The 25,479-nt window shown below is 36.0% G+C and carries 23 protein-coding genes; 20 read left to right on the plus strand and 3 right to left on the minus strand.

Going from position 1 to position 25,479, the window contains the following annotated elements:
* Positions 1–131: 131 nt before the first annotated feature.
* A complete protein-coding gene (locus tag QM830_RS03055; protein WP_414260201.1) occupies positions 132–551 on the plus strand; it encodes a hypothetical protein in 420 nt (139 codons plus the stop codon).
* Positions 552–620: 69 nt separating this feature from the next.
* Here the strand turns inward: QM830_RS03055 and QM830_RS03060 are convergent, their stop codons facing one another.
* A complete protein-coding gene (locus QM830_RS03060) occupies positions 621–947 on the minus strand; it encodes a helix-turn-helix domain-containing protein (protein ID WP_414260200.1) in 327 nt (108 codons plus the stop codon).
* A 165-nt stretch (positions 948–1,112) separates the two neighbouring features.
* Here QM830_RS03060 and QM830_RS03065 point away from each other — a divergent pair, with 165 nt between their 5' ends.
* The 5 genes from QM830_RS03065 (at position 1,113) to QM830_RS03085 (ending at position 8,638) form a co-directional block, all read left to right on the plus strand.
* Entirely contained in the window at positions 1,113–4,961 is a 3,849-nt protein-coding gene (locus tag QM830_RS03065) for an SEC10/PgrA surface exclusion domain-containing protein (RefSeq protein ID WP_414260199.1), read from the plus strand.
* Positions 4,962–5,065: 104 nt separating this feature from the next.
* Positions 5,066–6,271 (plus strand): hypothetical protein, encoded by a 1,206-nt coding sequence (locus QM830_RS03070; RefSeq protein WP_414260198.1) that lies wholly within the window; start codon positions 5,066–5,068, stop codon positions 6,269–6,271.
* A 4-nt stretch (positions 6,272–6,275) separates the two neighbouring features.
* A complete protein-coding gene (locus QM830_RS03075; RefSeq protein WP_414260197.1) occupies positions 6,276–6,971 on the plus strand; it encodes a hypothetical protein in 696 nt (231 codons plus the stop codon).
* Positions 6,972–6,986: 15 nt separating this feature from the next.
* Positions 6,987–7,742, plus strand: coding sequence for a hypothetical protein (locus QM830_RS03080; RefSeq protein WP_414260196.1), 756 nt, complete (start codon positions 6,987–6,989; stop codon positions 7,740–7,742).
* 284 nt (positions 7,743–8,026) lie between these two features.
* Positions 8,027–8,638 carry a hypothetical protein gene (locus tag QM830_RS03085; protein WP_414260194.1) on the plus strand — a complete coding sequence of 204 codons (612 nt, stop codon included), beginning with the start codon at positions 8,027–8,029 and terminating at the stop codon, positions 8,636–8,638.
* A gap of 41 nt (positions 8,639–8,679) precedes the next feature.
* Here the strand turns inward: QM830_RS03085 and QM830_RS03090 are convergent, their stop codons facing one another.
* The gene (locus tag QM830_RS03090; protein WP_414260192.1) at positions 8,680–8,877 is read right to left on the minus strand and encodes a hypothetical protein; all 198 of its coding nucleotides are present in this window, start codon (positions 8,875–8,877) and stop codon (positions 8,680–8,682) included.
* 264 nt (positions 8,878–9,141) lie between these two features.
* Between QM830_RS03090 and QM830_RS03095 the strand changes: the two genes are divergently transcribed.
* The 5 genes from QM830_RS03095 to QM830_RS03115 all read left to right on the plus strand — a co-directional run bounded on the left by QM830_RS03095 (position 9,142) and on the right by QM830_RS03115 (position 14,527).
* Positions 9,142–10,200, plus strand: a complete 1,059-nt coding sequence (locus tag QM830_RS03095; protein WP_414260191.1) for a PD-(D/E)XK nuclease family protein — start codon at positions 9,142–9,144, stop codon at positions 10,198–10,200.
* A 314-nt stretch (positions 10,201–10,514) separates the two neighbouring features.
* On the plus strand, positions 10,515–11,540 hold the full coding sequence (locus QM830_RS03100; RefSeq protein ID WP_414260190.1) for a hypothetical protein: 1,026 nt from the start codon (positions 10,515–10,517) through the stop codon (positions 11,538–11,540).
* Between the two features lie 212 nt (positions 11,541–11,752).
* The gene (locus tag QM830_RS03105; protein WP_414260189.1) at positions 11,753–12,496 is read left to right on the plus strand and encodes a hypothetical protein; all 744 of its coding nucleotides are present in this window, start codon (positions 11,753–11,755) and stop codon (positions 12,494–12,496) included.
* A gap of 154 nt (positions 12,497–12,650) precedes the next feature.
* A complete protein-coding gene (locus QM830_RS03110) occupies positions 12,651–13,202 on the plus strand; it encodes a DUF1643 domain-containing protein (protein ID WP_414260188.1) in 552 nt (183 codons plus the stop codon).
* Positions 13,203–13,210: 8 nt separating this feature from the next.
* A complete protein-coding gene (locus QM830_RS03115; protein ID WP_414260186.1) occupies positions 13,211–14,527 on the plus strand; it encodes a hypothetical protein in 1,317 nt (438 codons plus the stop codon).
* Positions 14,528–14,734: 207 nt separating this feature from the next.
* On the opposite strand, the gene guaA is transcribed toward QM830_RS03115, so the two are convergent.
* Positions 14,735–16,300, minus strand: a complete 1,566-nt coding sequence (gene guaA, locus QM830_RS03120; RefSeq protein ID WP_414325598.1) for a glutamine-hydrolyzing GMP synthase — start codon at positions 16,298–16,300, stop codon at positions 14,735–14,737.
* Between the two features lie 128 nt (positions 16,301–16,428).
* On the opposite strand from guaA, the gene QM830_RS03125 reads away from it, so the two are divergent.
* From QM830_RS03125 to QM830_RS03165, 9 genes are all read left to right on the plus strand, one after another.
* A complete protein-coding gene (locus tag QM830_RS03125) occupies positions 16,429–17,127 on the plus strand; it encodes a GntR family transcriptional regulator (protein WP_371494980.1) in 699 nt (232 codons plus the stop codon).
* Between the two features lie 234 nt (positions 17,128–17,361).
* Positions 17,362–18,639, plus strand: coding sequence for a glycosyltransferase (locus QM830_RS03130; protein WP_414325600.1), 1,278 nt, complete (start codon positions 17,362–17,364; stop codon positions 18,637–18,639).
* Complete coding sequence (locus tag QM830_RS03135; RefSeq protein WP_414325602.1) at positions 18,636–19,613, plus strand: NAD-dependent epimerase/dehydratase family protein; 978 nt, start codon at positions 18,636–18,638, stop codon at positions 19,611–19,613. The genes QM830_RS03130 and QM830_RS03135 overlap by 4 nt, the downstream gene beginning before the upstream one ends.
* Positions 19,588–20,415, plus strand: a complete 828-nt coding sequence (locus tag QM830_RS03140) for an MBL fold metallo-hydrolase (protein WP_414325604.1) — start codon at positions 19,588–19,590, stop codon at positions 20,413–20,415. The genes QM830_RS03135 and QM830_RS03140 overlap by 26 nt, the downstream gene beginning before the upstream one ends.
* Positions 20,381–21,646, plus strand: coding sequence for a F390 synthetase-related protein (locus QM830_RS03145; RefSeq protein ID WP_414325606.1), 1,266 nt, complete (start codon positions 20,381–20,383; stop codon positions 21,644–21,646). Before QM830_RS03140 ends, QM830_RS03145 begins: the two co-directional genes overlap by 35 nt.
* A gap of 12 nt (positions 21,647–21,658) precedes the next feature.
* Complete coding sequence (locus QM830_RS03150; RefSeq protein WP_414325607.1) at positions 21,659–22,603, plus strand: 3-oxoacyl-[acyl-carrier-protein] synthase III C-terminal domain-containing protein; 945 nt, start codon at positions 21,659–21,661, stop codon at positions 22,601–22,603.
* 80 nt (positions 22,604–22,683) lie between these two features.
* The gene (locus QM830_RS03155; RefSeq protein WP_037613861.1) at positions 22,684–23,016 is read left to right on the plus strand and encodes a putative DNA-binding protein; all 333 of its coding nucleotides are present in this window, start codon (positions 22,684–22,686) and stop codon (positions 23,014–23,016) included.
* Positions 23,017–23,050: 34 nt separating this feature from the next.
* Positions 23,051–24,622 (plus strand): signal recognition particle protein, encoded by a 1,572-nt coding sequence (gene ffh / locus QM830_RS03160; protein WP_414325609.1) that lies wholly within the window; start codon positions 23,051–23,053, stop codon positions 24,620–24,622.
* Positions 24,623–24,688: 66 nt separating this feature from the next.
* Positions 24,689–25,456: an alpha/beta hydrolase gene (locus QM830_RS03165; RefSeq protein ID WP_414325611.1), complete on the plus strand. Its 768-nt coding sequence runs from the start codon at positions 24,689–24,691 to the stop codon at positions 25,454–25,456.
* The last annotated feature ends 23 nt before the right edge of the window (positions 25,457–25,479 follow it).

Consider the following 25,479-nt stretch of genomic DNA (forward strand, 5'->3'; position numbering starts at 1 on the left):
TGTTTTTCGATAAAGGAGGTAGCAGATGCTCAAGAACAATCGTTTAATAATAATATTAAAGAGAGTAAGGCCACCGTGAAAATTCACGAATGAAAAATCTTATTTTAAAAAAATATTTGGAGGAAAACAAAATGAAAACGTATAAAAACCATGTGATTTCTTTAACTCAACAATATCTTACAGAGTTAATTAATCACAATGAAGAAGTCAATATTAGAATGATTTATTCAACATTTGAAGAGGATCAGTATATCTCAATCTTGAATGAGCAGGATCAAGAAGTGTCTTTCAATTTTGTAAATGATAGCATTGAAATTGAATTGATTGATCCATTGTGTGAGAAAATTTTGATTACATTTGATACTGTAGAACAGACAGCCAAAGTTCATCAAGTAATTAAATTTCTCTTAGATTTGTTTTTTAGATTCAATTGGCATGAATCAGTTGCAGAGTTATCAGTTGTAGATTTCTGGGAATTGATCAAGAATTACGAGGAAGATAACCTCGATATGACATTTGGTTACCCAAGAATCGTAGGCTCCAATAGCTAATAGCAATATTTTTATGCACAAAAAGAGTGTAAAAGGAATCGTTATTATACTTATCCTTTTCCACTCTTTTTATTTTGTCTCGTTAATAATTGTGTTAATAGCTGAAATGACTTTATTTTGTTTGTACTCTGGTAAAGATTTGATAGTGTCGATAAGCTGTGCTAAGTCAGTACTTTCTTCTTTAAGTGTTAAATCAAAAAAAGTTTGTAGATCAACATTTAAAGCTTCTATAATTTTCTCAAGCGTACTAATTTTTATATTGGGCTCTAAATTTTCCAGCTTATAGGCATAATTGGTACCAAGATCTGCTTTTTCTTCTAATTGTTCCTGAGTCATCCCTGACTGAATCCGCAGAATCCGTATTCGTTTGCTTATATACTTTTGTAAATCTGACATTGCTCACCTCTTAAGACTATTTTACAGCCTTATAAGGTTAGGTTCTAGTTCTCAAAAGGTTGGTTACAACTTTACAAAGTTGCTAAAATATAGTATAATTCGGGTGTTTATAATTATATTATATAGTGATAATTTGCTCAATACTCTATCATAAAGGTGGGAATTATGAAAAAGAAAACGATCAAAGCAACTGTCTCCGCTGTTTCAATAGCTACAGCTTTTGCGGGAATTTCTATTGTACAAGCGGATGAAGTAACTGCAACTCAGCCAAATGAGTCAACATTAAGTGTTGAATCGACGTCTCCTTCGTCTACAAATATAAAACAAGTAGACGGGGTATTTGTCCATAATGGAATTGCAACCGTAACGAAAACGCCAACTTCTGAAGTTGTAGAAGAAGCAAGAGCGATCAAGGAAGAAGCGGATCAATCGGTTTCAAATCAAGATAGTGCATTAGTAAACGCTAAGGCTTCGGAAGCAACCGCTGCATCAAAAGTTTCCGAGGCAAATGTTGACTTAAAGAATGCTGAAGCAAATAAAGAATCAGCTACGCCTGAAAAAATTGAAAAAACCAAGAATGAAATATCAGAAGTAAAAGCTGACATTGAGAAAAAGGAAACATCACAAAAAGATGCATCTGAAAAAGTTCTAGAAGCTGAGAAAGAACGTAACCAGCAATCAGCGGTTATTAAAAAAGATCAAGATAAAATTTCAGAGCAAGAAAAGAAAGTTTCGACAGCTGAGGAAGCAGTAGCAACTGCACAAAAAAATCTTGATGGCACTGGAGCATCGGAAATCATTGCTGAAAGAGACAAAGCAAAAAGTGATGTTGCTGAAAAAGAATCAGCAGAATCAGCAGCGAAAAAGGCTTTGGAAAATGCCATTAACGAAGACAAAAATAAAGCCGAAGAACTCAGTAAAGCTTCTGCTGATGAAAAAACGCAACTTGGTGCTAGTCAAGTTTCTGCTAAACAATTAGCAGATGCTAAAAAGGTTGCAGAAGAAGCAGCAAATGCATTAGTGAAGGCTCAAAAAGAGAAAGAAACTGCTCAGAAGGTTTTAGACGGTACTGGCGTTGAGGAAATTGTAGCAGAACGTGATACTGCTAAGGAAAATTTAGATGCTAAAGCAGCAACTGAAAATACAGCGAAACAAAAACTTGATCGTGCTAAAGAAACGGATGATAAAAAAGCTACTGCACTAAAAAATGCAAAGTCTGTTGAAGCGGATCAAATAAAGAAAAGTCAAGAAACGGCAGCAAACTTGTCATCTGCTGAAGAAAAACAAAAACAAGCACAAGAGAATCTAAAGAAAGCTCAAGAAAATAAGGTTTCAGCACAAAGTAATCTTGATGCTTCTGAATCACAACTTGCCCAAACAATCGCAAATCGTGATAGCAAAGCAAATGATTTAGCAAATAAACAAAATAGTAAGATTAGTGCGGAAGAAGATCTCAAAACAGCTAAAGAAAATGATGCTAAGAAAGCTTCGGAAATTTCAGCTTTAACTACTAAGAAAAACCAAGAAGAGGCTAAAGTAAATGAAACTTCAAATGAGCTAGCGAGTGCAACATCAGCAGCTCAGGAAGCAAAAGAGAATAAAGAGAAGGCTGATCAAGCGGTTGAAACGCTCAATAAACAAATATCAGCAATTAAAAATCTCACTATTCCTCAATTGCCTCAGGATGTCATTGATGCCTACAAGGCTTATCTTGCTGATGACTCAGACGCAAATAAAAATGCCTTAAACGACGTTATTCAAAAATGGTTCGCAGGTAGTAAATATGATTTTGGTACTGCAGAAACGGAATATTCTCCTGAACACCAAAATGTTGTTATCAAGGGTTGGTCTAACAAGGATATTGTTTTACCTATTGACGATTCAGAAGTTGATTTGGATAACCTAACCAATAAACAAATTGAAGCTTTAAGCCAATACTATGCACTAATTTCAAACAATCTACAAGACCAAGTTTGGGGTAGCCATCATTATATCGTCACTGAAGAATCAGTTCAGGGTGTCAAAAACATTGCAAAAGCTTATGCTGATGAAAATAAACCATATAGCACTAGTCATAGTGTGACAGCCTTGAAGCAGGATGGATTAGATTCAATTGCATGGGCTGGCGAAAACCTGAACTTTAATAATACTTTGCTTGGATTTGGTGCTTATTATTCAAAAGCAAAAGAAACCCGCAAAGCCACAATGTCCCAATTATATCGTGAAGTATATGATTCTGTTATTAGCTTCATCACAAATGATGTTCATGCTTACTTTGGTCACATGAAGCTCATGATTGGGGAAAAAGCTCCTACAAAAACTCGTGCTGTAGGCGCTGCAAACAGCTTTACCGCTAGTGGTGTTGGCCGTATGCACTTTATTGAATTTAGAGGTCAGGATGCTCATCTTGAATATGTTAAAGATGAACAAACTGGAGAATATCATTCAGTAAGCGTTGATGACTACTATGATAAAGGAATTGCTAAACCTTTAGCTACTCCATTTGATACTTCAAAAATGGAAGATGAATTAACAGCTGCTAAAGCTAAACAGACTGCAGCAAATACAGCAAATAATTCTGCACAGAATCGTTTGGAAAAAGCTAAATCAGAAAATGATTCAAGTACAAAAGCTCTCAAAGAATTGACAGCAAAATTAGATGCTTGGAAAGCTACTCCTGACCAAACACCTGCAGCTACTACTAAATTGGAAATCGCTACACAAAATTATAATGAAGCACAAATCCAATTTAATAAGGCTCAAGAAGTACTCGATCAATTAAATGCTGATATTCAAAGCAAGCGTCAAGCTTTAGCAAATGCAAAAGATAATTTAGACCAGGCCACAACAGCAGAAGTAAAAGCTAAATCTGATCTTGAAAAAGCAAAAGTAGAAAATCAAAATGCAAATCAAAATCTGAAACAAACTCAAAAACTAGTAGCAGAATTAATGTCAGTTCCTGATCAAACTCCAGATGCACAGAAGAAATACGACAATGCAAAACAACTAAAAGAAGAAGCTGAAACAAGATATATCAAAGCTCAAACAGCTCTTGATAATTTAAATGCAGACCTTCAAGTTAAGCAAAAAGCATTAGAAACTGCAAAAGAGGAGCTTGAGAAAGCAAAAGCAACAGATAAGACTGCAAGAAACAATTTAGATGAAGTAACTAAAATTCATGAAAAACATTTGGCAGCCTTAAATGCTACACGTCAAACGATTGCTAGATTAAACTCAATCTCAGATAAGACACCTCTTGCACAAAAGAATTTAGATGAGGCTTCTCAACAATTGGTTGCTGCCAAGACTCGTTATGCAAAAGCACAATCAGCAGTTGAAAATCTAAATGCAGATATTCAAACAAAACAAAAAGTTTTAGCAGATGCGCGTGCAGAATTGGATAAAGAACTTAAAGTTCTTTCAGATCTGAAAGCTGAAAAAGCCAGGGACGAAGCAGAACTCAGAAACCGTCAGAATAAAGTTGAAGAGTTAAAACCTAAAGAAAATCAAATTAAGGATGAAATTTCTAAATTAAAGACTAAGTTAGTCACTTTAGAAACACTTTTGGATTGTCTTGAAAATGCTGATGCATATTTGAAGAAAGCAAAAGATGCATATGACAATGCAGTTGAAGAGCATCGTTTAGCACTTGATAATGTAGCAAGAGAGGAAGCTAAACTTAAAACACTTCTACAAGATCAATTGGATGCAACTGCACAATATGAAGCTGTAGAGCTTGCTTACCAAAACGCTCACAAACAACTGACGCAATATGCTAAGTTATCAAGTGAAACTAAATCAATTGGAATCAAAAATGAAGATCATAAAATTTTTGATCTTAAAAATAAGGTTGCTTCTCAATCTGATCACAATAACTATCGAGGTTCAGTAACCGGATATAACCCTCAACGTTCGTTACCAAATACTGGTTCTCAAAGTGGATTAGTATTACTTGGCCTAGGAGCGATGCTTATGGGACTATCTGGAATAAAATTGCGTAAAAAAGGTGAGTAAAATTAAGAGTAATCTATAAATAGATTTATAGGCTGGAGGAAATAGAACCTTTTAAGGTGATCTCCCTCAGCCTTTTACTTTAATAATGAACATAGGAGTATATGATGGATAAAGAGCAATGGATTGAAATATTTAAAGAGATTAACGACCGTGTACCAACAGAAGAAGAGATTCAAGCTGGTATTCAATCAGGAGAAATAATAGTATCAGATTTATCGGCCATTTCTAAAGTTAAGGACAGTGAAAGCAATGCTAGGCCTCAGGTTCAGCCACAAGTAGAATTGAACGAATACGTTTCACAAAATGTTGCGGAAATACAAAATGATCAAAATTTTAAATTTTGTAACTCATGTGGTGCAAAGAATTTGGGAAATACTAAGCAATATAGTGGTTGTGGGAAATATTTAGAACAGAAAGATCAAAATATAATTCACTCTATCATAAAAAGATTCAATGTTCTTAACTATTTAAAATATTGTTTTGATACACAAAGATGGGGGATTATAATATATTTCACGATTGCAATATTTTTGGAAACATACTATGGTGAGGGAATTGTTGGACTAATAGCTTTATTATTTACAGAATTTTTATTATCAAATGCCGGTCAATCCTTAGTTTGTTGGATTGTTGGAGCGAAGAGGATAGATAGAAGTGATTATCAAGAAAAAGTTCAACAACCTGTCAATGAGATTATTCAAAAGGCGCGTCAAAAAGGTTTAAACTTACCAGATAATATTGAAATCCGCATGATTCATAATGATGTTCCTGCTGCCTACGCAATAGGTATGAACAAAATTATCGTTACTGATAGCTTACTGGAAAATCCATATTTTTTAGAACCAAAAATTATGTTTGAGCTCCATCGAATCCATAATATGGCTCCAAATCTTTTACCTGTGGTAGTTGGTTCAAATATCATTTTAATTATTGTCTTACTAATCTTATTAATAACAACACTATTTGGAGGCTTTAAAAAAAATTATGGAGACAGCAGAAACTCATTTTGGTCAGGTAGTTCTGAAACAAAAGAAGGAGCTATCCTGTTTTATGGTTCGATAATATTAATAGTTGCATTAATTAGTTTCTTTTACATGTTTGTAAAATCAATTGTAAAACGTGACGCATATCTTTCAGACCAGTATATGGCTGCGATTGGATTTGGGGAAATTCATTGTTATTATATCGATACTGTATCTGAGGAAGATGGATCTTTGGCTAAAGGATATTGCGAGTTAGGATATCCGTCTAAAGATAAACGTATTAGTATTTTACAAAATAATTATCATGTAAGATATACAGGGGTGTGAGATTATGAATAAAGAAGAATGGCTATCTCAATTTGAAGAAAAATTTAAACGCAAACCAAGTCCAGTAGAATTTTTTACTGCAAAGAAAAATAATGAGTTTGAAGTTGAAAATATAAATGCTGAAACGACTCCTATTTCAGAAGATATCGTTAATAGTATCGAAGAACCTGATGAAAAGATGAATGAAGAAGTTGAAGTAAAAATAGAAACTTCAGAAAATATTACCCCTGATGGAGATTATGTATCACCAAACAATAATAGTCACGGTGAAGAATATGTTCCACCACACAATAGTGAGGTCAGGGAAGAATATGTTCCACCACACATTAGTGAGGTCAGGGAAGAATATAACTTTTGTGCTAAATGTGGTACCAAAAACTTCAAAACAAGTGAATACTGTGTTTCCTGTGGCTCAAAAATTAACAGTAATAATCTTCAAAAATCCTTTTTATCTGATATCTCAGAAAAATTTTTTGAAGTTAGTTCTAAAGCTGGAAAGAAAACAAAGGAATTAACTCAATCAATTCAAACAAATACTCAACTGTATAAAGAGAATAAAAAACGTGAAAAATTAATTTTGACATTAGGGAATGCTTATTATGAAAGTAAAAAAAATACTATAGATGATCCGTTTTCAGAGTTAATAACCGAGATAAAAGAAATCGATATCTTGATTCAAAATATGAAGAATTCGGAATAAATAAGGATTAATATTATGAAAAAATTATTGAAGATAGTAATAACGATTTTAGGATTATTTTTTTCATTTCAGATATCTAATGTGTACGCAGAAGAAACAGGACCTCTTGTTGTACAAGGGATTGCCCAAGAAGGTTATAAGTTAGAAGTAGTCGTTCTTGTAGTAAAAGCAGATACCGAAGAAGTTGTTAAAACATTAAATATTAATCCTGAAAATAATTGGATGCAAGAAACAAGTGTTCCAGTGGGTGAGTATAGAATAAGAACATATATTGAAAATTTAAGTCCTAGAGCCACGACAAAACAAAAAGCTACTTATATGGTAAAAAGGGTCACCAAAAATCCCTCAAAGGAAGAAATACCTTGCTTTGTTGTTATGGAGGGGGATGAAAAATTTTTATCAGCATATTATGGATTAGTTGATTTTCAAAGAAAAGACGGTAGTTTCCTTAAAGGAAATTTTAGCCAAGATGAAATGAATCAATACTATCAAGAAGCAATAGGATCTCAGACTGGAATGCTAGGTTCTAGTCAAAGTAGTAAAAACGATAATGATAAAGACATTAAGAAAGATAGTGATAGTGAAAAAAATGATTCAATAAAACCGAAAAGTAGCAAAGAAAGTGAAAATAAAGCAGCTGGAAAAGAAACTATTAATAACATAAAAACGAATGGAAATAAAATAGAATTTCCTTTCTTCATTATTGTAATGCTTTCTGTTGTTTTAATTTTTCTCTTGATAATTATTAAAAGAAGTAATATTAAACGTTAGTCTATACTTCTTATGGATCTTTGTGATTAGATTTATAATATAGAGAGGAAACTTTGTAAAAAAAGAAGCCCCGCAAGAAACTTCATAATGGAAGCTTTCTTGTGAGGCTTTATTTTTATATTTACAGAAAGAACAGCAGATTTAATTAATATTTAGTAGCATAAAATAAAAATAAATATGGTATAATAACGTTATAAATTAAGGAAGTATTTTTTAATACGAATATAACTGAACAAATGTGAATCTAGTTAATGTTTACTTAAATTTTAGAAAGCTTAAAAAATATGAAAACTCCCAAATTATATTCTGATTTGTTGAAAAAGAAGCAACTAACTACTGAAATGATTGCTGAATGTATTTATTCCGTTAATAAACGAGCAAAAAATTATCGTGATAAAGTTAGAGAATATAGAAAATCACCGTACCATCCGCATTTACAAGATAACATTGACAATGCGATAGCAAAGAAGCTTGAGTACTACGGGATGAAAGAGGAATTATTAAAGCCATTTGCTCCAACTGTTATTCATAAACAATTTGTGAAAAATACGAAACGTGTTTACAGTTATGAAGAAGATTATCAAAAAATCTTAGTTGAAAAAGAAGATGATATCATTTGGAAAAGTAATTACTTTGACTACGAACGATGTACAAAAATTCACTTTTTTGATTATCAGATTGAAAATAATCTTTATTTCTTATATTATGAGATCGGTGGATTTAGCTTTCATAAACCAACCAGTGAAGCAGAAGCAAACAACTTAGGCCTTAGTATAGTTGAAATCGATGAGAATTTTAAAACTTATGGTAGAAAAATTGAAGACTTACTTTCAGTTCCATTTGTTAAAAAGGTTTTAAACTTGTTAAATAGTGGTGATTATACGATTGTTGAGTAATAAATTATAAAGTCTCAACAGTTAGATCAGTTTGGACATATTTAAAATACTTCATCCCTATCTAAATTTGGATAGGGCTTTTCATTGTTTAAAACACGAATTAAACATTCAATGCTAGCTTGTATATGAAAAATTTCGTATTCTCTAAATTCATCGTCTTCAGAATTTAGAAGCTTATCATAATGTCGTTGTATATGCCAAATGCATTTCTCAATATTTTCTTTTTTTAAATTATTCATGATTAAATTTTATTACAATATGAAAATAAAATGTCATGTCAAAACTATTTGGTAGAAAAAATAAACTAATCGGTCATATTAAATCTTAAAATCAACCTGTTTAACTGGAATTTTATCTCTTTATAGCTAATTATTCTGGTATAACTGTATTCTTTAGTTTTAAGAGCTATAGTATAAGTACTAATTGTTAAATTTTTATTTGAATTGTTTTAGAATATCTTTTCTTAATATTTGCTGATATAATAAAGTGTGAGGAAAAATATTATGGAATCTCTTATAAATACAATTAACAATACATTAAATCATAAACTATCATTGAGCAATATGGAACTATACCATAGCAATTTACTTGCAAGAGTACTTGAAAAGTATAAAGGTGAACCATTTTCGTTACTGGAAGGAGTAATTGAAAATTATAAAACATATCATATCATTTATGTTGAAAGGGAGAGTAAACACAAAGACTTAACTATTAAACTTTCAAACGAAAATCAAACTATAACAGTAATTATAGAAAATAAATTCAAATCATTGCCTAACCGAAATCAATTGGAAAAATACACAACTGATGAGAGTAATATGTACTATATCCTTCTATCTCTAACAGAGCCTGAAAAAGGTATCTTACCAGAGAAATGGTGCTGGAAAAACTATGATGAACTAAGTCAATATTACTTAGAAATAACAAAAAAGACTGATGATATACTCTTTAAGGAATTTCTTAAGGATTATGTAAGATATATTTCAGCTGTATCTGAACTATTAAAAGCAACCGAACTAGATATGGAATTAGAAAAGTATTATTTAGACACATCTGTGAGAGAACGTTTAAAAGATATTGGATTAGTTGATTTGGTAGATAAAATTCGTTATGAAAAAATGTCAAACAAAATTAAGTATAAAAATAAAGTTGGTACCAGCTATTTTGGTAGGATTCGTGGAGAATTTTATTTCGGTTACAATTATGAGATAAATGAATATCTTAGTTTTGATATCCAAATTCAAGGAACACAATATCGCCATAAATTAAATATTAAAAAGAATATAGGAAAAACTAATAAGGAGCTAATTAAAATTTGTGAAGATTTGAAAGATAGTCAATTACTTTTCACGCTAAAAGATAATGATCTTTTAACAACATCTCTCAAAAGACGAAATAAGTGGAACAAATATGAAAATAATGAGTCATTGGACATATATGACTATAAAAAGATTGTAAAGCAGGTGACTTTTAAAAAACTGATAAATTATATAAATAATGAAATTGCAGTACTAGTTGGAAATTCCAAAAGTATTGAAAATTTAGTAATGAATCAAGAATAGTTTATTTTTGGGATAATATAGGTTCTTATTCAACTGACTATAAAATTATTTTGATAATTTGCACTTTGTTCATGATAAGTAGTTCAATAAAAAGGCAAGTATTGTATTGAGATCTAAAAGTTAGAAACTAAACGTCTACTCCGGATTTCAATAACTTTACTCTGTCTTTTATTTTACTTTATAATGAAAAACTAGTGATATTTACCTCAAAAATATCATTAATTAATGATATAATAACTATAAGATTATAAGTATGAAGGATATAAATAAGGTAAAGCGACTAAAATATCTATTTACTATATTTGGATGATTGTATGAAAAAAGAGTCAAATAAACAGATCCCTATTAGTGAAAATGGACTCAAAATGACAATTGGTAATTTTGCTAGACTATCAATTCCAATAATGTCTTTAGGTGATCTTGCACGAATAGAAGCTGGCTTAGCAGCTACACAATTATCAACTGTTAAAGCAGTTAGACATGTAATATTAAATTCTCCAACGTTAAAATATATTGAGGCAGTAAAAAACGGTGAAATAGAAGATATTACAAAAGTATATGCAGAAATACATGCAAAACAGATTGATTGCTTCAAAGCGGTGCAAGAGGCTGCCAATAATATTGTCGCAAACTTTGAAAAGTCATATCTTGATATGCTTTCAAAATTAAGCGAATCTATTAAATTACATCAGCCTTATTATTCAGAAGAAGAGTTTGAAAAGATTAATGAAAACATATTATTTTTTGCAAGCGAAGGTTGGGTAATTTATTTTCAGAATAAGGATTTACTGTATGACTTAATTCCAGATAATTTAGAAAGCTTAGAAAAAGAATGGTATGAACAGTTGGAAGATTATCTTGAAAATGTAGAAAAAGTATCTGACATAGAAAATTCAAACTGGTATTCACAACCGTTAATAAAATCATTACTTGCTTCGTACCAAAGTGAAAATTATTATTCAGCATATACGCTAGCAACAATTGCTATTGATGGTGCTATCAACAGATTTAATGAGAGGACAAGTGCTCAAACATTCGAAAGCAATAAAAGAAGCAATATTAAAGTTGGAAGTAGTGCAGTGAAAGATTTAGATCAAAAGATTCAAGATGCTCTTATCAGCAATAGTCTTTACGATACAGGGTTAATGAATTGGTTAGAGAACTTTTTTAAATTTACACCCTGTTTTAAATCTAATAGTGTCAATAGACACATGATTAGTCACGGTCGTTGGGAGAGTGAAATTTCAAAGAAGGAATTTCTTAAATTATTCAACGTATTGTTATATATTAATGAATCTTTTGATTTTTGGTACATGGAACTTTCAGAATTAATCGTTTAACAGTTTTAAGAAGAAAATTTAGATAAATGATAAAAATATTTAGCTCAGTTGAAAACGATATGAGAATAAGGTTATTTACTGCTTTAGTATTTAATACTATTCAAAAATGCATTCCTCGATAATAATAATTTAATAAATTGTTATTATTACTTTATATCCAATGGTATGCGTAATGATTTCCAACCAAGCTTTTAAATAATAAAGGAATAGTAATGGAATTAATTTATAGAACAAAAATTCATAGACCCAATAAATACGAACGCTTTCACAATGAATATTATCAAAAAGGAGATATCGTTGAAAAATATACCATTTCTAGCACACGAGTACCAGGTCGTCTAGAAAAAGATGAAACTAGAAGAAATGATTGTAAATATTTGAGCGCATCTTGGCATATCCAAGATCCTAATATGCCACAATGGCTGAAACAATATATAGTCAATACATCAGAAACTCATATTGAAGACATGATAGATAAATTACAGACAGATGGATATCGTGTTCATACATGTGATGATAAACCTTTACTTATCCTTAAAGACAAGATTGTAAAAGTTTTTATTGATCAGATATGGATTGATATTATCCCTTTGATAAAACTATATTATAATAGAAAAAAAGTCTCAGACAAATTACTTGAACAGTTTGAAAAAGATTGGCTTGATCTTAATGTCTCTTATCAACAACTGTTAGATAAGCAAGAGGAAGTGAACTTACTCAAAAAAAACGAGGAATACGATAAATTTTATCAAAAATTTTATGAATCCTACAGCACAGAAAACTCAGCTGGTGAATTAAATAGATTTTTGTTAGATCTGATTTCTACTACAAAGGGTACTGAGAAGGAATATTTTGTACAATTACTGGAGAAGGTTCAAAATCAAGATTTCACGCCTGAACTTTATGCTAATACCTTAGCAACTATATTTACTCGAGAAAGACCCAAGATTCACTAAAATAGTGTATCTCTATTTTAGGTATATATACTATCGTCACTCCTAAATGATTTTTGCTTTTACATAATCTCCATAAAAAAGATCACGATTATTGTGCCTTCCTTTTTTGGCATTATATGTAAGCGCATTTGTAGCATAACATGAGGTGATATTTATGAATCAAAAAGTTACAAAAGTCAGACCAAGTTATCCTGTTGGTGAGGCGCCCAATTTATGTATTCCACAGTATTATAATAAGTATCATAGATTCTTATTGGGTAGATTAGGAAAAAGACCTCTGGTTGCCATTTGTATGAATCCTTCGGCTGCTAATGAAGAGTATAGCGATAGGACGATTAATCGAATTATTGGTGCTAGTCAGAAGTTAGAATGTGATGGCTGGATTGTGGCAAATATCTATCCAGAAAGAGCAACTAATGCCTCTGAGTTAGATGAGTTTAATTTGGAACTCGCAACAGAAAATGTTAAGTTGATAATTAATTTTTTACTTGAACATGGTATTAATGAGGTTTGGGGTGCTTGGGGAAATCTGGGGCACCCATCTCTACAACGAGGTAAAAAGTTACTTCTATCAGCTTTTAAGGAAAATGATATTCGAGTATATTCTTTTGCACCATTAACAAAGTGGGGGCAGCCAATACACCCATTAAATAGAAGTGTGAAGCAAAACTTTTCATTATCGAATAAGATATATATTGAATACTAGGGAAAATTATGGAATTAACTACCAACAAACGTGATAAATTAATTAAGCTTTTATCTTCAGAGTATACGATACCAGATATATATATTGATTGTATAAAGATTGCTATAAAACAATATGCAACTAAGAATTATTCTGATGAGACTATTGATAATCTGATCAGAACTCCTCAAAGTCTCTCAAAAGGTTTGTCGTTACTCAGAGAGAGAAATGGAAAAAATGATTTAAGTTTATTCAGGGGCATCATTTCTGAGTGGTTAGTCTGTGCTGAGTACAATGCACTCAAGAATAAAGGTGCAGTTATGATGACAATTACAAATCCCGATCCATCATCAAAAGCGGACTTACTTCATATTATTAATACTGGTAATGGCTTTAAGGCAATTCCTGGACCCGATGTAAAAAGTGGCGGTAGTAGCTATGTATTTAACCAGTGGAAGAAAATTGTTAATAATAGATACGAAATTCCCATGGTTGATATTGATGGTATACTTACTACAGAGAATGGACTAAATCAGCTAACAAAGAGACAACATGCTGAACTTGAAGAATTATATCAACTATATCCAAATAAACGTCCAGTAACTTCATCTTGGAACGGGAATGATATTAATCGTGTGATTGCTGACTATCTGAAGTTTGTAGCATTTGACACTCTTCCTAGCATGGAAATATCACAAACAATTAAAGATGTTAATGTAAATGAGATAAAATCGAAACTCTATAGTAGAGAATTTAGTAATCAGTCAACAAATTCATGGGAAGTATTTTCAACTGAAACTAGGGAAATTCTGACTTCTAAAGAAGTTATTGATGATAGTAGTAAAGTTAATGTTCATAGTGAAAATAAACTCAAAGATGAAATTCAGAATAGTTATCAAAAATCCAGTAGTGTTAAGCAATTAACATCGCCTAAGTTTATAGATAGAGTAAAACTCAGAATCGGTATGGGATTAGACTTGACTAAAAAAGCTGGTAAAAGTGTTTTGAAATGGATAGCTGAGCATCCGGAGGAAATAATTATTGCAGCAGTTACAATTGGAGAAGTATTGCAAGCATCTTCATCTTCAACTGCTAATACGAGCGATGAATTTGATAGTGACTATGATGAACTAAATTATGAATCTGAAATTTTAGATAATAAATCAAATGATATTGAAAATGATGTATTATCTGATACAAATTTAGAAGAACATCGCGATATTCATCGTAGTAAACATATTCGAAATTTGCCTAAGGGACAAAGTGCATCTCCAGAAAAAATTCGAACTGCAGAAGAGAATGGATTTATACTTAAGGATGGTCAGACTTGGGTTGATGATTATTAATTTGGGTAATATTAGGAAAGTTGTGTATACATAAAAGAATAAATCTCTTATAGTAGAAGAAACTATAATATACTAAAAATCCCCATCAGATTAATTTCTGGTGGGGATTTTGGTGGGGAACCAATCAATTTTGATTGATTTTTAACCTTTTATAATAACCTAAAGTACTGTTAAAACAACCATTTCACTTCAAATCATGTTTATAAATCATTCCCACTCAACAGTTGCAGGTGGTTTACTTGTGATATCGTAGACAATACGGTTAACGTGGTCAACTTCGTTTACGATACGGACTGAGATTTTTTGGAGAACTTCCCATGGAATCTTCGCAAAGTCAGCGGTCATTCCATCGATAGAAGTGATAGCACGGATGGCAATGGTATAGTCGTAAGTACGGCCGTCACCCATAACACCTACAGAACGAACGCCTGTGTTAACAGTGAAGTATTGCCAGATATCGCGGTCAAGACCAGCTTTGGCGATTTCTTCACGGAGGATAGCGTCTGATTCACGAACAGTTTCAAGTTTTTCTTCAGTGATTTCTCCCATGACACGGATGGCAAGTCCTGGACCTGGGAATGGTTGGCGCCATACGATGTGGTCTGGCATACCAAGTTCAGTTCCAAGAGCACGAACTTCATCCTTGTAAAGAGTGTTGAGCGGCTCGATCAGTTCAAACTGCATATCTTCTGGAAGACCACCCACGTTGTGGTGAGATTTGATGGTTTGAGCAGTATCCGTACCAGACTCAATCACGTCAGTATAAAGAGTTCCTTGAGCAAGGAATTTCACATCTTTAAGTTTGCTTGCTTCGTCGTCAAAGACATAGACAAACTCGTTCCCAATGATCTTGCGTTTTTGTTCTGGATCAGACACACCAGCTAATTTATCCAAGAAACGTTTGGCAGCGTCCGCTTTGACAATGTTCAAACCAAACTTACCACCAAGCATATCCATGACTTGGTCAGCTTCCCCTTTACGAAGAAGACCGTGGTCTACAAAGATACAAATCAATTGATCGCCGATGGCTTTTTGGAGAAGAACACCAACTACAGAAGAGTCAACACCTCCAGAAAGTCCGAGGAGTACACGTTTGTCTCCAACTTTTTCGCGGATTTGTTTGATTTGCATCTCGATGAAGTTATCCATAGTCCAGTCACCTTTTGCACCACAGATATTCAATGCAAAGTTACGAAGGATATCATAGCCGTGAACAGAGTGACGAACCTCAGGGTGGAATTGGATTCCGTAGATTTTTTTATCAGGATTTTCAATCGATGCAAATGGACAGTCAGCAGAAGTACCAGTACGGATAAAGTCAGCAGGAATTTCTGTAACAGCATCTCCGTGGCTCATCAAGACCAATTGTTTGTCTGGTGTGTCCGCAAAAAGAGCAGAAGTTTCTGTCAAGCTAAGTTCAGATTGACCATATTCGCGGTTACCAGCATCACCTGCTGGAACAACCTTCCCGCCCAATTTATGGGTCAACAATTGCATCCCGTAACAGATTCCAAGGATTGGAATACCAAGTTCGAAAATTTCAGGATCGATATCAAAAGACCCTTCCTCGTATACAGAGTTTGGTCCGCCTGAAAGAACGATCCCAACTGGATTAATTGCACGAACTTCATCAGCAGAAATCTTATGGCTCTTCAACTCTGAGAAGACACCAATTTCACGAATTCGACGTGAAATAAGCTGATTGTACTGGCTACCGTAGTCAAGCACGATGATCTTTTCAACATCATGCAAATCAGTTGATAGGTTTGTCATCTTATCCCCTTCTTATAGAAATTTACTTTCCTCTATTCTAACACAAATGCCTTGTCTTTACCAATCTCTGATTGAAGAATTAGGAATTTTACGCTACAATAGAGGTAACACAGAGAAAGAGCAATGTTATGATTCCAGCTTACATTCAAATTCATGATCAGATTAAATCTGAGATTGATCAAAAAATATGGAAAATTGGAGAACGGCTTCCCAGTGAACGTGATCTAGCTGAAAAATTCCAGGTGAGTCGGATGACTCTTCGTCAGGCCATTACCCTTCTGGTCGAAGAAGGAGTACTTGAAAGACGGGTAGGAAGTGGTACCTTTATCACTAGCACGCGCGTCCAAGAAAAAATGCGAGGCACAACCAGTTTTACTGAGATTATGAAATCGCAAGGTAAGGAACCTTCTAGTCAAGTGATTTCTTATCGTAAAACCATTCCTAGCCTCCAAGAAGTGGATAAATTAGGCATCGATAAGACAGACACCATCATTCGGATGGAGCGGGTCCGGTATGCGGATGGGATCCCTGTTGTTTATGAAGTGGCCTCTATTCCAGAGAAATTTATAAAGAATTTCAATCGCGAAGAGGTTACTAGCCATTTCTTCCAAACTTTGGAGCGTCATGGTTATAAGATTGGAAAGTCGCACCAGACCATCTATGCGCGATTGGCCAAAGATAAGATTGCGAACTACTTACAGATTTCAAAAGGGCAGGCTATTTTAGGTCTGACACAGGTTTCCTATTTTGAAGATGGGACGGCTTTTGAGTATGTAAAAAGTCAGTATGTCGGCGAACGTTTCGAATTTTATTTGGAAAACAATTAAGCGAACAATGAACAGAAATAGAAAACTCTTCAAATGTCCGACGCAGATTCTCCGGGCATTTGGGAGCTTTTTTAGTGAGAACTCGTTCTTTCTAAATAGTGATAGTATGGTCAAAATAAAAGATTTAAAAAAAATTTAAAAAAATTTTATTTTTTCTTCAATTTTTGATTTTTTTTACGAATTAATAGATAGAAGCTAGTTTTAGATCTAAAAAAAGATATAAGGCAGGAAAAAATGAAAAAAATTAAAATTGATGTGGTAGCTGTTCCCTTGAGTGGGCATCTGTACCCAACTTTAAATCTCGTCAAACCCTTATTGGATGATCCAAGCATGGAAATCCGGGTTTTCACAGGTCCTCAGAAAAAAGCGGTCACAGAAAGTCTCGGCTTCACGGTCGTTCCGATTCTAGAGGACAAAGTAGAAGAGTTTGAACGTGCGGCTAATAACGATAAAAAACACAATCTATTTTCAGCTTATCGTCAATTGTCCAAGAGTCTCGATTTGATTAATCATGTATCGGATCAATTGTTAGAGGAGTGGCGTGTCAATCGTCCAGATATTGTCATTGCTGATTTTATCACTCTATCAGCTGGCTTTGTGGCAGAACAGTTGGAAATCCCTTGGATTACCACCATGGCAACCCAATTTGCAATCGAAACTCCTTATGGACCTCCTTGTTTCTTTGGAGGAATGGGCCTTGCTCGTTCCAAAAAGGAAGAGAGAATCCAGCGATTCTGTCGAAAACTCACGCGCGTGGCGAAATACTGTGGAGCATTCCTCCTACGTAATCGCTTAAAACGCTACAATTTTAAGGTATACAATCAAAATGGAGTGGAGACGATCTATTCTCCTTATGCGATCTTTGGAATTGGGATGATGGAGCTGGAGTTGAAAACACATTTCCCTCATCAATATGCTTGGCTTGGTCCTTTGGGGACTTCTCTTGAAAAATCAGAAGATTATCCTTTGGATCTCAGCCCTTATGAAGACAAAAAGAAGGTTCTCGTGACTTGTGGGACTCAGTTGCCGTGGGCAAAAGAAAATTTGCTCCAGCAAACCAAGCAGTTAGCCAAAGAGCATCCAGAATGCCACTTCTTTGTCACCCTAGGAGATGGAGCAAAAGAATTTTCTGAAGAAGAAGTGGCTTCAAATGTGACTCTCGTAACTTATCTCCCTTACAAAGAATACATACCACAAATGGACTATGTGATTCACCATGGAGGGGCTGGAATCTTTTATCAGTGCATCGAATTTAAGAAACCAGCCTTGATCTTGCCACATGATTATGACCAATTTGACTATGCCATCCGAGGAGTAGAAGCAGGGATTGCTTTTCAAGCTCATCGAAATCGCACCGAAGAAATTCAAGCAGGTTTTAACGCCCTTTTAGAAAAAGAATCTTGGGAAGAGTTGGCGAGACTAAACAAACTATCAAAAACCTACAAACCGTTGGATACCTTAGAGTTTGAAATTCAACGATTATTAAGACGTGGAACGGATGGGAAACTATGAAAATTCTTGTAACAGGCGCGACTGGCTTCCTTGGAAAATATGTGATTGAGGAGTTATTGGATCACGACTATTCCATTGTAGCCTTTGGCCGAAACGAAAAAGTTGGGAAGGCTCTGGAAAGTGAGCGAGTCAAATTTGTAAAAGGGGATTTGAGCTCAATAGAGGAACTAAGACAAGCTTTTCAGGAAATTGATGCTGTTGTTCATGCAGGGGCCCTATCCACTGCTTGGGGACCTTGGAAAGCTTTCTATCAGGCAAATGTAGTCGGCACCCAAAATGTCCTTCACTTGTGTCGCGAATTTGCGGTAAAACACTTGGTTTATGTGTCTTCTCCCAGTATTTATGCAGCTGGAAAAGACCAATTAGACATTAAAGAAAGTGATGCTCCAAAAGAAAACCACCTCAATAATTACATCCGTAGTAAGCTAGCTTCTGAAAAACTATTTTCTGACTATCCAGATGTGCCAAGTATCATCTTACGTCCAAGAGGATTATTTGGTGTGGGAGATACCAGCATCTTACCTCGGGTTTTACGTCTCAGTCGAAAAATTGGGATTCCGTTGATTCGAGGGGGAGAACAGCTCATGGATATGACCTGTGTGGAAAATGTCGCTCTAGCCATTCGTTTGGCTTTGGAAGCAAAAGAAGCACACGGGCAGGTTTATAATATTACTAATGGAGAACCAAAGACCTTTAAGTATTTGATTGAAACAACACTAAAAGGGTTAGGAGAACCTATCCGCTATCGGAACATTCCAGCAGGACTAGTAGCAGGTGTAGCTTTTAGCCTTGAAGGGGTGTATCGATTATTTCATCTGAAAGCTGAACCCCCCTTGACTCGCTACACTTTTTATCTCCTTCGCTATAGCCAAACTCTCGATATTCAAAAGGCCCAAACAGAACTTGGCTACTATCCAAAAATGACCATTGAAGAAGGGATTGACAAGTATGTCCAACATGATCGAGCACATTGATTATTTTCCAGCAGGTTTTTGTAGCAGTCATTCTGGACTCTTATTTAAAGGGATTCAAAACGAAAAATTGCAGTTTCCAGCAGGTGTCTTTTTGATTCATCATCGTGAAAAAGGATATATTTTGTACGATACTGGCTATCATTATGAGATCAAGAAAAAAGCACGGTATTTCTGGTACCGTCTAGCAACGCCTATGCAGATGAAAAAGGAAGACCAGATTGACTACTTATTGCAAGAGCGTGGAATTGATCCAGCAGCCATTTCCTATGTGTTTCTTTCGCATTTGCACCCTGATCATCTCGGCGGAGCAGCACTTTTTCCAAATGCTCATTTCTTTGTCACTCAGGAAGTCTATGAAGTGTACCAGAAGCCGAAATTCAAAGATCTGATTTTTAAAGAGTTTCTTCCAGCTGATTTCAAAGATCGTGTGACTTGTCTCAAAGCAGATCAAAGGCATCCTGCTTTCCCTTACCGCCCGACTGCGGACCTATTTGGTGATGGGAGTATTCTCGTATCATCTATCGATGGGCATGCAAGAGGGCAGGGGTGTCTGTATATGGATGAGCTAAAACTCTATATAGGTGCAGATCTATGCTGGGGAGTGGATCTCTTGCCTTACACACGAAAAATGCGTCTCATTCCTTCCTTTGTACAGGACAATAAGAAGGCCTATCTCCAGGGAGCGGATTTGCTAGAGAAATTATTACAAGAGGGCATTCAAGTTGTGGTCAGCCACGACCCGCAAGAACGGATTGAAAGGATTTTAAATGAAAAAAACAGTCTTTCTGAAAACCTTTATTGAAACGAGATGGTGCCATCGATTCCGTTCAAAGGAAACCTTAGAAAAGTACCAAAAAAAGCAATTGTCTCGTTACCATGCTTTTATCACTTCTCACTCTCCCTATTTTCAAACCCATTCTCCTGAATCATTTGGGACTATGGATAAGAATTTCATGATGACGCATTTCAATGAACTTAATACCCTGGGCGTGGATCGAGATCAGGCATTAGAGATGGCCATACGTGGGGAACAAACACGAGATTTTACCGAAATGAATGGAGAAGTAGCAGTAGGCTTGTCCTCTGGAACCTCCGGTCACCGAGGGGTCTTTGTCACCACAGAAAAAGAAAGAAGTATGTGGGCTGCAGCAATCTTAGCTAAGATGTTGCCAAAAGGAAACCTGTTTGGTCATCGCATTGCTTTTTTCTTACGTGCTGATAACGAACTCTATCAAACCATTAATTCGTCCCTTATTCGATTAGAGTATTTTGATATCTTCAAGGATAGTAAGGAGCATTTAGAGCGTCTCAAAAACTATCAGCCAACCATTGTAGTGGCGCCAGCTTCCACCTTGATTGAGTTAGCTAACTATGTCACTAATCAGCAACTTGCTCTTCACCCTGTCAAGGTTGTCTCTGTCGCAGAGATCCTAGAGGATAGAGATGCTCAGTCAATCGCCAGAGCCTTTCAACTAGAAAAGGTCGATCAGGTCTACCAAGCGACAGAAGGGTTTTTAGCTTGTACTTGTTCAGAAGGTAATCTTCACCTCAACGAAGATATTTTGTATGTCGAAAAAGAGTATCTGGATGATAGCCGCTTTTATCCGATTATTACTGATTTTAAACGAACGAGTCAACCCATCTATCGCTACCGACTCAATGATATTTTAGTAGAAGAAAAGTCTCCCTGTCCTTGTGGATCCGTTTTTACACAAATCGCGAAAATCGAAGGACGATCGGACGATATCTTCTATTTCAAAAAAGTTGATGGAAACAGCCAAATCATCTATCCAGATTTTATTCGCCGGTGCATTTTATTCGTTGAAAATATTCAGGACTATCAAGTGACTCAGCTGACAGATGGATCTATTACCATCGCCTTGAGTCATCGTTCCGACTTTATTGAGAAAGCAATCTTTGCCCAATTTGAACTCTTGGCTCAACAAAAACAATTCATCCTCCCAAGTATTCAATTTATCGATTACCAATGGGACCCAACACGTAAATTAAAACGTGTTCAACGACTTCAATAAAAGGAGAATCCTATGACTACAGTAAAAAGACATCTACAAATCAAAGGCTATGGAACAGCGCTTCCAGCTCATACAGTGAACTTCAAAGACCAGACTCGTTACCGCGTGAAAGAAGGAGAAGAAACACAGATTGATCTAGCAGCGCGTGCAATTAAAGCTGCTTTAAAACATGCAGGGCTTGAAATGATAGATATCGACTGCCTGGTTTCGGCTAGTGCGGTTGGCGTTCAGCCTATTCCTTGTACGGCTGCTTTGATCCATGAGCGCGTTGCCAAGGGACTGACGATTCCAGCCATGGATATTAATACCACCTGTACTAGTTTTGTATCAGCCTTAAGCACCATTTCCTATCTGATTGAAGGTGGTGAATACCAACGGGTTCTCATTGTATCCAGTGAAGTAGGGAGTCTTGGCCTTAATCCTAAACAAAAAGAGAGTTTTGAATTATTTAGCGATGGAGCAGCTGCCTTTATTTTTGAAGCAACAAGCCAAGACAAAGGAATCATTGCTAGCATGCAACGTACCTGGTCTGAGGGAGCACATGATACTGAAATTCGGGGTAGTTTGACAGCTTATCATCCGAAATTGTACTCTGAATCAACCAAGACTGATTTCATGTTTGACATGAAAGGGAAGAAAATTCTCTTACTTTCTGCTCGTGTTATTCCAGAAATGTTCCAAGAATTCCAAGAGAAATCAGGCATTTCTAAAGATGCTGTAGATTATATTATTCCCCATCAAGCTAGCCGGGCCTTGCCACTCGTCATGGACAAATTGGGAGTTGGAAAAGACAAGTATCTCAATATTGTCAGCGATTATGGCAATATGGTTTCGGTAGCCGTGCCTTTCGGTTTAGCCTATGCGCTTGATCATGGCTATGTGAAGGAGGGAGATACCATCTTCTTGATGGGAACTGCGGCAGGGATGACAGTCAATATGTTAGCACTAAAACTCTAATGATAGATCCTCTTATTTCAAGCTCAAAAAGCATGAAGTCCCGCTAGTCTTTAGCGGGCTTTTTTGATATAATGAAAGGTATGGAAATTGAGAAAACCAACCGAATGAATGCGCTCTTTGAGTTTTACGCAGCGCTCTTGACAGACAAGCAGATGAACTATATCGAGCTCTATTATGCAGATGACTACAGCTTGGCTGAGATTGCGGAAGAGTTCGGTGTCAGTCGTCAAGCTGTTTATGATAATATCAAGCGGACGGAGAAGATTCTAGAGGATTATGAGATGAAGTTGCACATGTACTCGGACTACATTGTACGCAGCCAGATTTTCGACCAGATCTCAGACAAGTATCCTGATGATGCTTATCTGCAAGAGCAGATCGCTGTCTTATCTAGCATTGATAACCGAGAATAAACAAGATTAAAATACCTGTAATAGGAGAAGTAGTATGGCATTTGAAAGTTTAACCGAACGTTTACAGAACGTCTTTAAAAATCTTCGTAAGAAAGGGAAAATCTCTGAAGCGGATGTCCAAGAGGCAACCAAAGAAATTCGTCTAGCCCTCTTAGAGGCCGACGTTGCCCTTCCTGTTGTAAAAGACTTTATCAAACGTGTCCGCGAGCGGGCCGTAGGGCATGAAGTCATTGAAACCCTGAACCCTGCCCAACAAATCGTGAAGATTGTCGATGAAGAATTGACAGCCATTTTGGGTTCTGAGACAGCAGACATTATCAAATCTCCAAAGATCCCAACCATTATCATGATGGTCGGTCTTCAAGGGGCTGGTAAAACAACCTTTGCTGGGAAATTGGCTAACAAATTGGTCAAGGAAGAAAATGCACGTCCTTTGATGATTGCGGCTGATATCTATCGTCCAGCTGCCATCGACCAGTTGAAGACGCTTGGTCAACAGATTAATGTTCCTGTCTTCTCATTGGGAACAGAAGTCCCTGCAGTAGAGATCGTTCGTCAAGGTTTGGAACAGGCAAGAGTCAACCACAATGACTATGTCTTGATCGATACTGCTGGTCGTTTGCAAATCGATGAAAAACTCATGGGTGAGTTGCGCGATGTCAAAGCCCTTGCTGAGCCAAATGAAATCCTCTTGGTTGTGGATGCCATGATCGGTCAAGAAGCAGCCAATGTGGCGCGTGAGTTTAACGAACAACTCGAAGTGACCGGGGTCATCTTGACCAAGATCGATGGGGATACCCGTGGTGGTGCGGCCCTTTCTGTCCGTCAGATTACTGGGAAGCCAATCAAGTTCACTGGTACTGGTGAAAAAATCACCGATATTGAAACCTTCCACCCAGATCGTATGTCTGGTCGGATCCTCGGTATGGGGGATATGCTGACGCTGATCGAGAAGGCTTCTCAAGAATACGATGAGAAACGCTCCATTGAACTCGCTGAAAAGATGCGGGAAAATACCTTTGACTTCAATGACTTTATCGACCAGTTAGACCAAGTTCAAAACATGGGACCAATGGAAGATCTGCTCAAGATGCTTCCAGGAATGGCCAACAATCCAGCCATGAAAAACCTTAAGGTCGATGAACGAGAAATTGCTCGGAAACGCGCCATTGTATCATCCATGACCCCAGCTGAACGCGAAAATCCAGATTTGTTGAACCCTAGCCGTCGTCGTCGGATTGCTGCTGGTTCAGGAAACAGCTTTGTCGAGGTGAACAAATTCATCAAGGACTTTAACCAAGCCAAACAGATGATGCAAGGTGTCCTCTCTGGCGATATGAACAAGATGATGAAACAAATGGGGCTTAATCCAAATAATATGCCGAAGAATATGCCTGGTGGCATGCCTGATATGTCTGCCCTCGAAGGCATGATGGGACAAGGGGGGATGCCTGACTTATCAGCTCTTGGCGGAGGCGCTGGAATGCCTGATATGAGCCAAATGTTCGGTGGTGGTCTCAAAGGAAAAGCCGGCGAATTCATGATGAAACGGGCGATGAACAAGATGGCCAAACAAATGCGCAAAAATAAGAAAAAACGGAAATAATTCTTTCTAATAAGGGCCTGGAACACACTGTTCTGGGTTCTTTTAGAAACTACTACTAGAGGAAACATGTTAAAAAAACTATTTCAACAACTCATTCGTTTCTTTGGAAGACTCTTTTCTTCGCACAGCAAGCCCTTTGAATTCCCAAAAGGGTCGAAGAAACCACCGATCAGACCGATTATCTTTGTACCTGGGAGTTCTGCTAGCATCCAGCGATTCAACGGAACCATCCGCATGCTCCATCGCTTTTCCAGAAAAAAACAGAGTCTCTTAAAAATAAAAGTCAATAAAGATGATTCTATAGAGATGGAGGGAAGACTGAATACAAAAGAGCCGAATCCAATGATTGTGATCGGCTTTGAGAACAATCGAGACGGTTACAGCAATATCAAGCACCAAATCGAATCCCTTAAGATCGCTCTTACCTATCTTCTTGATCACTATTATTTTACAGACTTCAAGGCAGTCGGGCACTCCAATGGTGGTCTAGTTTTGACTGGTTTATTGGAAAGTGGCTTTTTAGAAAAGAAAAAACTGACCGTAAGGAAGCTCGCTATTATTGGGAGTCCTTACCGATTCAATCAAGAGATGTATGACGATTTTCAGACATGGAAGCACCGCCTAGGAAAAGAAGTAGAGATCCTTAACTTTGTTGGTAGCTTTGCTGGGAAATCAGACGGGATCGTCCCTCTTTCTAGTGCTCAAGCAGCACAATCGATTTTTGAGAAACAAGCCTATACAGAAGTAAATTTAAAAGGACGCAAGGCTCATCATTCGGCTTTACCCACTAATCCAGATCTAGTGAAACAATTAAGTCTATTTTTGAATCTATAAGCAAATTACATAATTTCGGTTAT

Source organism: Streptococcus sp. OMI750, from assembly GCF_047463895.1.
GTDB lineage: Bacteria > Bacillota > Bacilli > Lactobacillales > Streptococcaceae > Streptococcus.

What these genes read in the sequence shown, in the direction of transcription:
- QM830_RS03130 (WP_414325600.1), top strand. Translation starts at nt 17,362, where the DNA reads ATGAAAAAAATTAAAATTGATGTGGTAGCTGTTCCCTTGAGTGGGCAT.
- QM830_RS03085 (WP_414260194.1), top strand. Translation starts at nt 8,027, where the DNA reads ATGAAAACTCCCAAATTATATTCTGATTTGTTGAAAAAGAAGCAACTA.
- QM830_RS03065 (WP_414260199.1), top strand. Translation starts at nt 1,113, where the DNA reads ATGAAAAAGAAAACGATCAAAGCAACTGTCTCCGCTGTTTCAATAGCT.
- QM830_RS03165 (WP_414325611.1), top strand. Translation starts at nt 24,689, where the DNA reads ATGTTAAAAAAACTATTTCAACAACTCATTCGTTTCTTTGGAAGACTC.
- QM830_RS03150 (WP_414325607.1), top strand. Translation starts at nt 21,659, where the DNA reads ATGACTACAGTAAAAAGACATCTACAAATCAAAGGCTATGGAACAGCG.
- QM830_RS03055 (WP_414260201.1), top strand. Translation starts at nt 132, where the DNA reads ATGAAAACGTATAAAAACCATGTGATTTCTTTAACTCAACAATATCTT.
- QM830_RS03100 (WP_414260190.1), top strand. Translation starts at nt 10,515, where the DNA reads ATGAAAAAAGAGTCAAATAAACAGATCCCTATTAGTGAAAATGGACTC.
- QM830_RS03110 (WP_414260188.1), top strand. Translation starts at nt 12,651, where the DNA reads ATGAATCAAAAAGTTACAAAAGTCAGACCAAGTTATCCTGTTGGTGAG.
- QM830_RS03115 (WP_414260186.1), top strand. Translation starts at nt 13,211, where the DNA reads ATGGAATTAACTACCAACAAACGTGATAAATTAATTAAGCTTTTATCT.
- QM830_RS03155 (WP_037613861.1), top strand. Translation starts at nt 22,684, where the DNA reads ATGGAAATTGAGAAAACCAACCGAATGAATGCGCTCTTTGAGTTTTAC.
- QM830_RS03060 (WP_414260200.1), bottom strand. Translation starts at nt 947, where the DNA reads ATGTCAGATTTACAAAAGTATATAAGCAAACGAATACGGATTCTGCGG.
- QM830_RS03070 (WP_414260198.1), top strand. Translation starts at nt 5,066, where the DNA reads ATGGATAAAGAGCAATGGATTGAAATATTTAAAGAGATTAACGACCGT.
- QM830_RS03125 (WP_371494980.1), top strand. Translation starts at nt 16,429, where the DNA reads ATGATTCCAGCTTACATTCAAATTCATGATCAGATTAAATCTGAGATT.
- QM830_RS03145 (WP_414325606.1), top strand. Translation starts at nt 20,381, where the DNA reads ATGAAAAAAACAGTCTTTCTGAAAACCTTTATTGAAACGAGATGGTGC.
- QM830_RS03105 (WP_414260189.1), top strand. Translation starts at nt 11,753, where the DNA reads ATGGAATTAATTTATAGAACAAAAATTCATAGACCCAATAAATACGAA.
- QM830_RS03095 (WP_414260191.1), top strand. Translation starts at nt 9,142, where the DNA reads ATGGAATCTCTTATAAATACAATTAACAATACATTAAATCATAAACTA.
- QM830_RS03135 (WP_414325602.1), top strand. Translation starts at nt 18,636, where the DNA reads ATGAAAATTCTTGTAACAGGCGCGACTGGCTTCCTTGGAAAATATGTG.
- QM830_RS03090 (WP_414260192.1), bottom strand. Translation starts at nt 8,877, where the DNA reads ATGAATAATTTAAAAAAAGAAAATATTGAGAAATGCATTTGGCATATA.
- guaA (WP_414325598.1), bottom strand. Translation starts at nt 16,300, where the DNA reads ATGACAAACCTATCAACTGATTTGCATGATGTTGAAAAGATCATCGTG.
- QM830_RS03075 (WP_414260197.1), top strand. Translation starts at nt 6,276, where the DNA reads ATGAATAAAGAAGAATGGCTATCTCAATTTGAAGAAAAATTTAAACGC.
- QM830_RS03080 (WP_414260196.1), top strand. Translation starts at nt 6,987, where the DNA reads ATGAAAAAATTATTGAAGATAGTAATAACGATTTTAGGATTATTTTTT.
- QM830_RS03140 (WP_414325604.1), top strand. Translation starts at nt 19,588, where the DNA reads ATGTCCAACATGATCGAGCACATTGATTATTTTCCAGCAGGTTTTTGT.
- ffh (WP_414325609.1), top strand. Translation starts at nt 23,051, where the DNA reads ATGGCATTTGAAAGTTTAACCGAACGTTTACAGAACGTCTTTAAAAAT.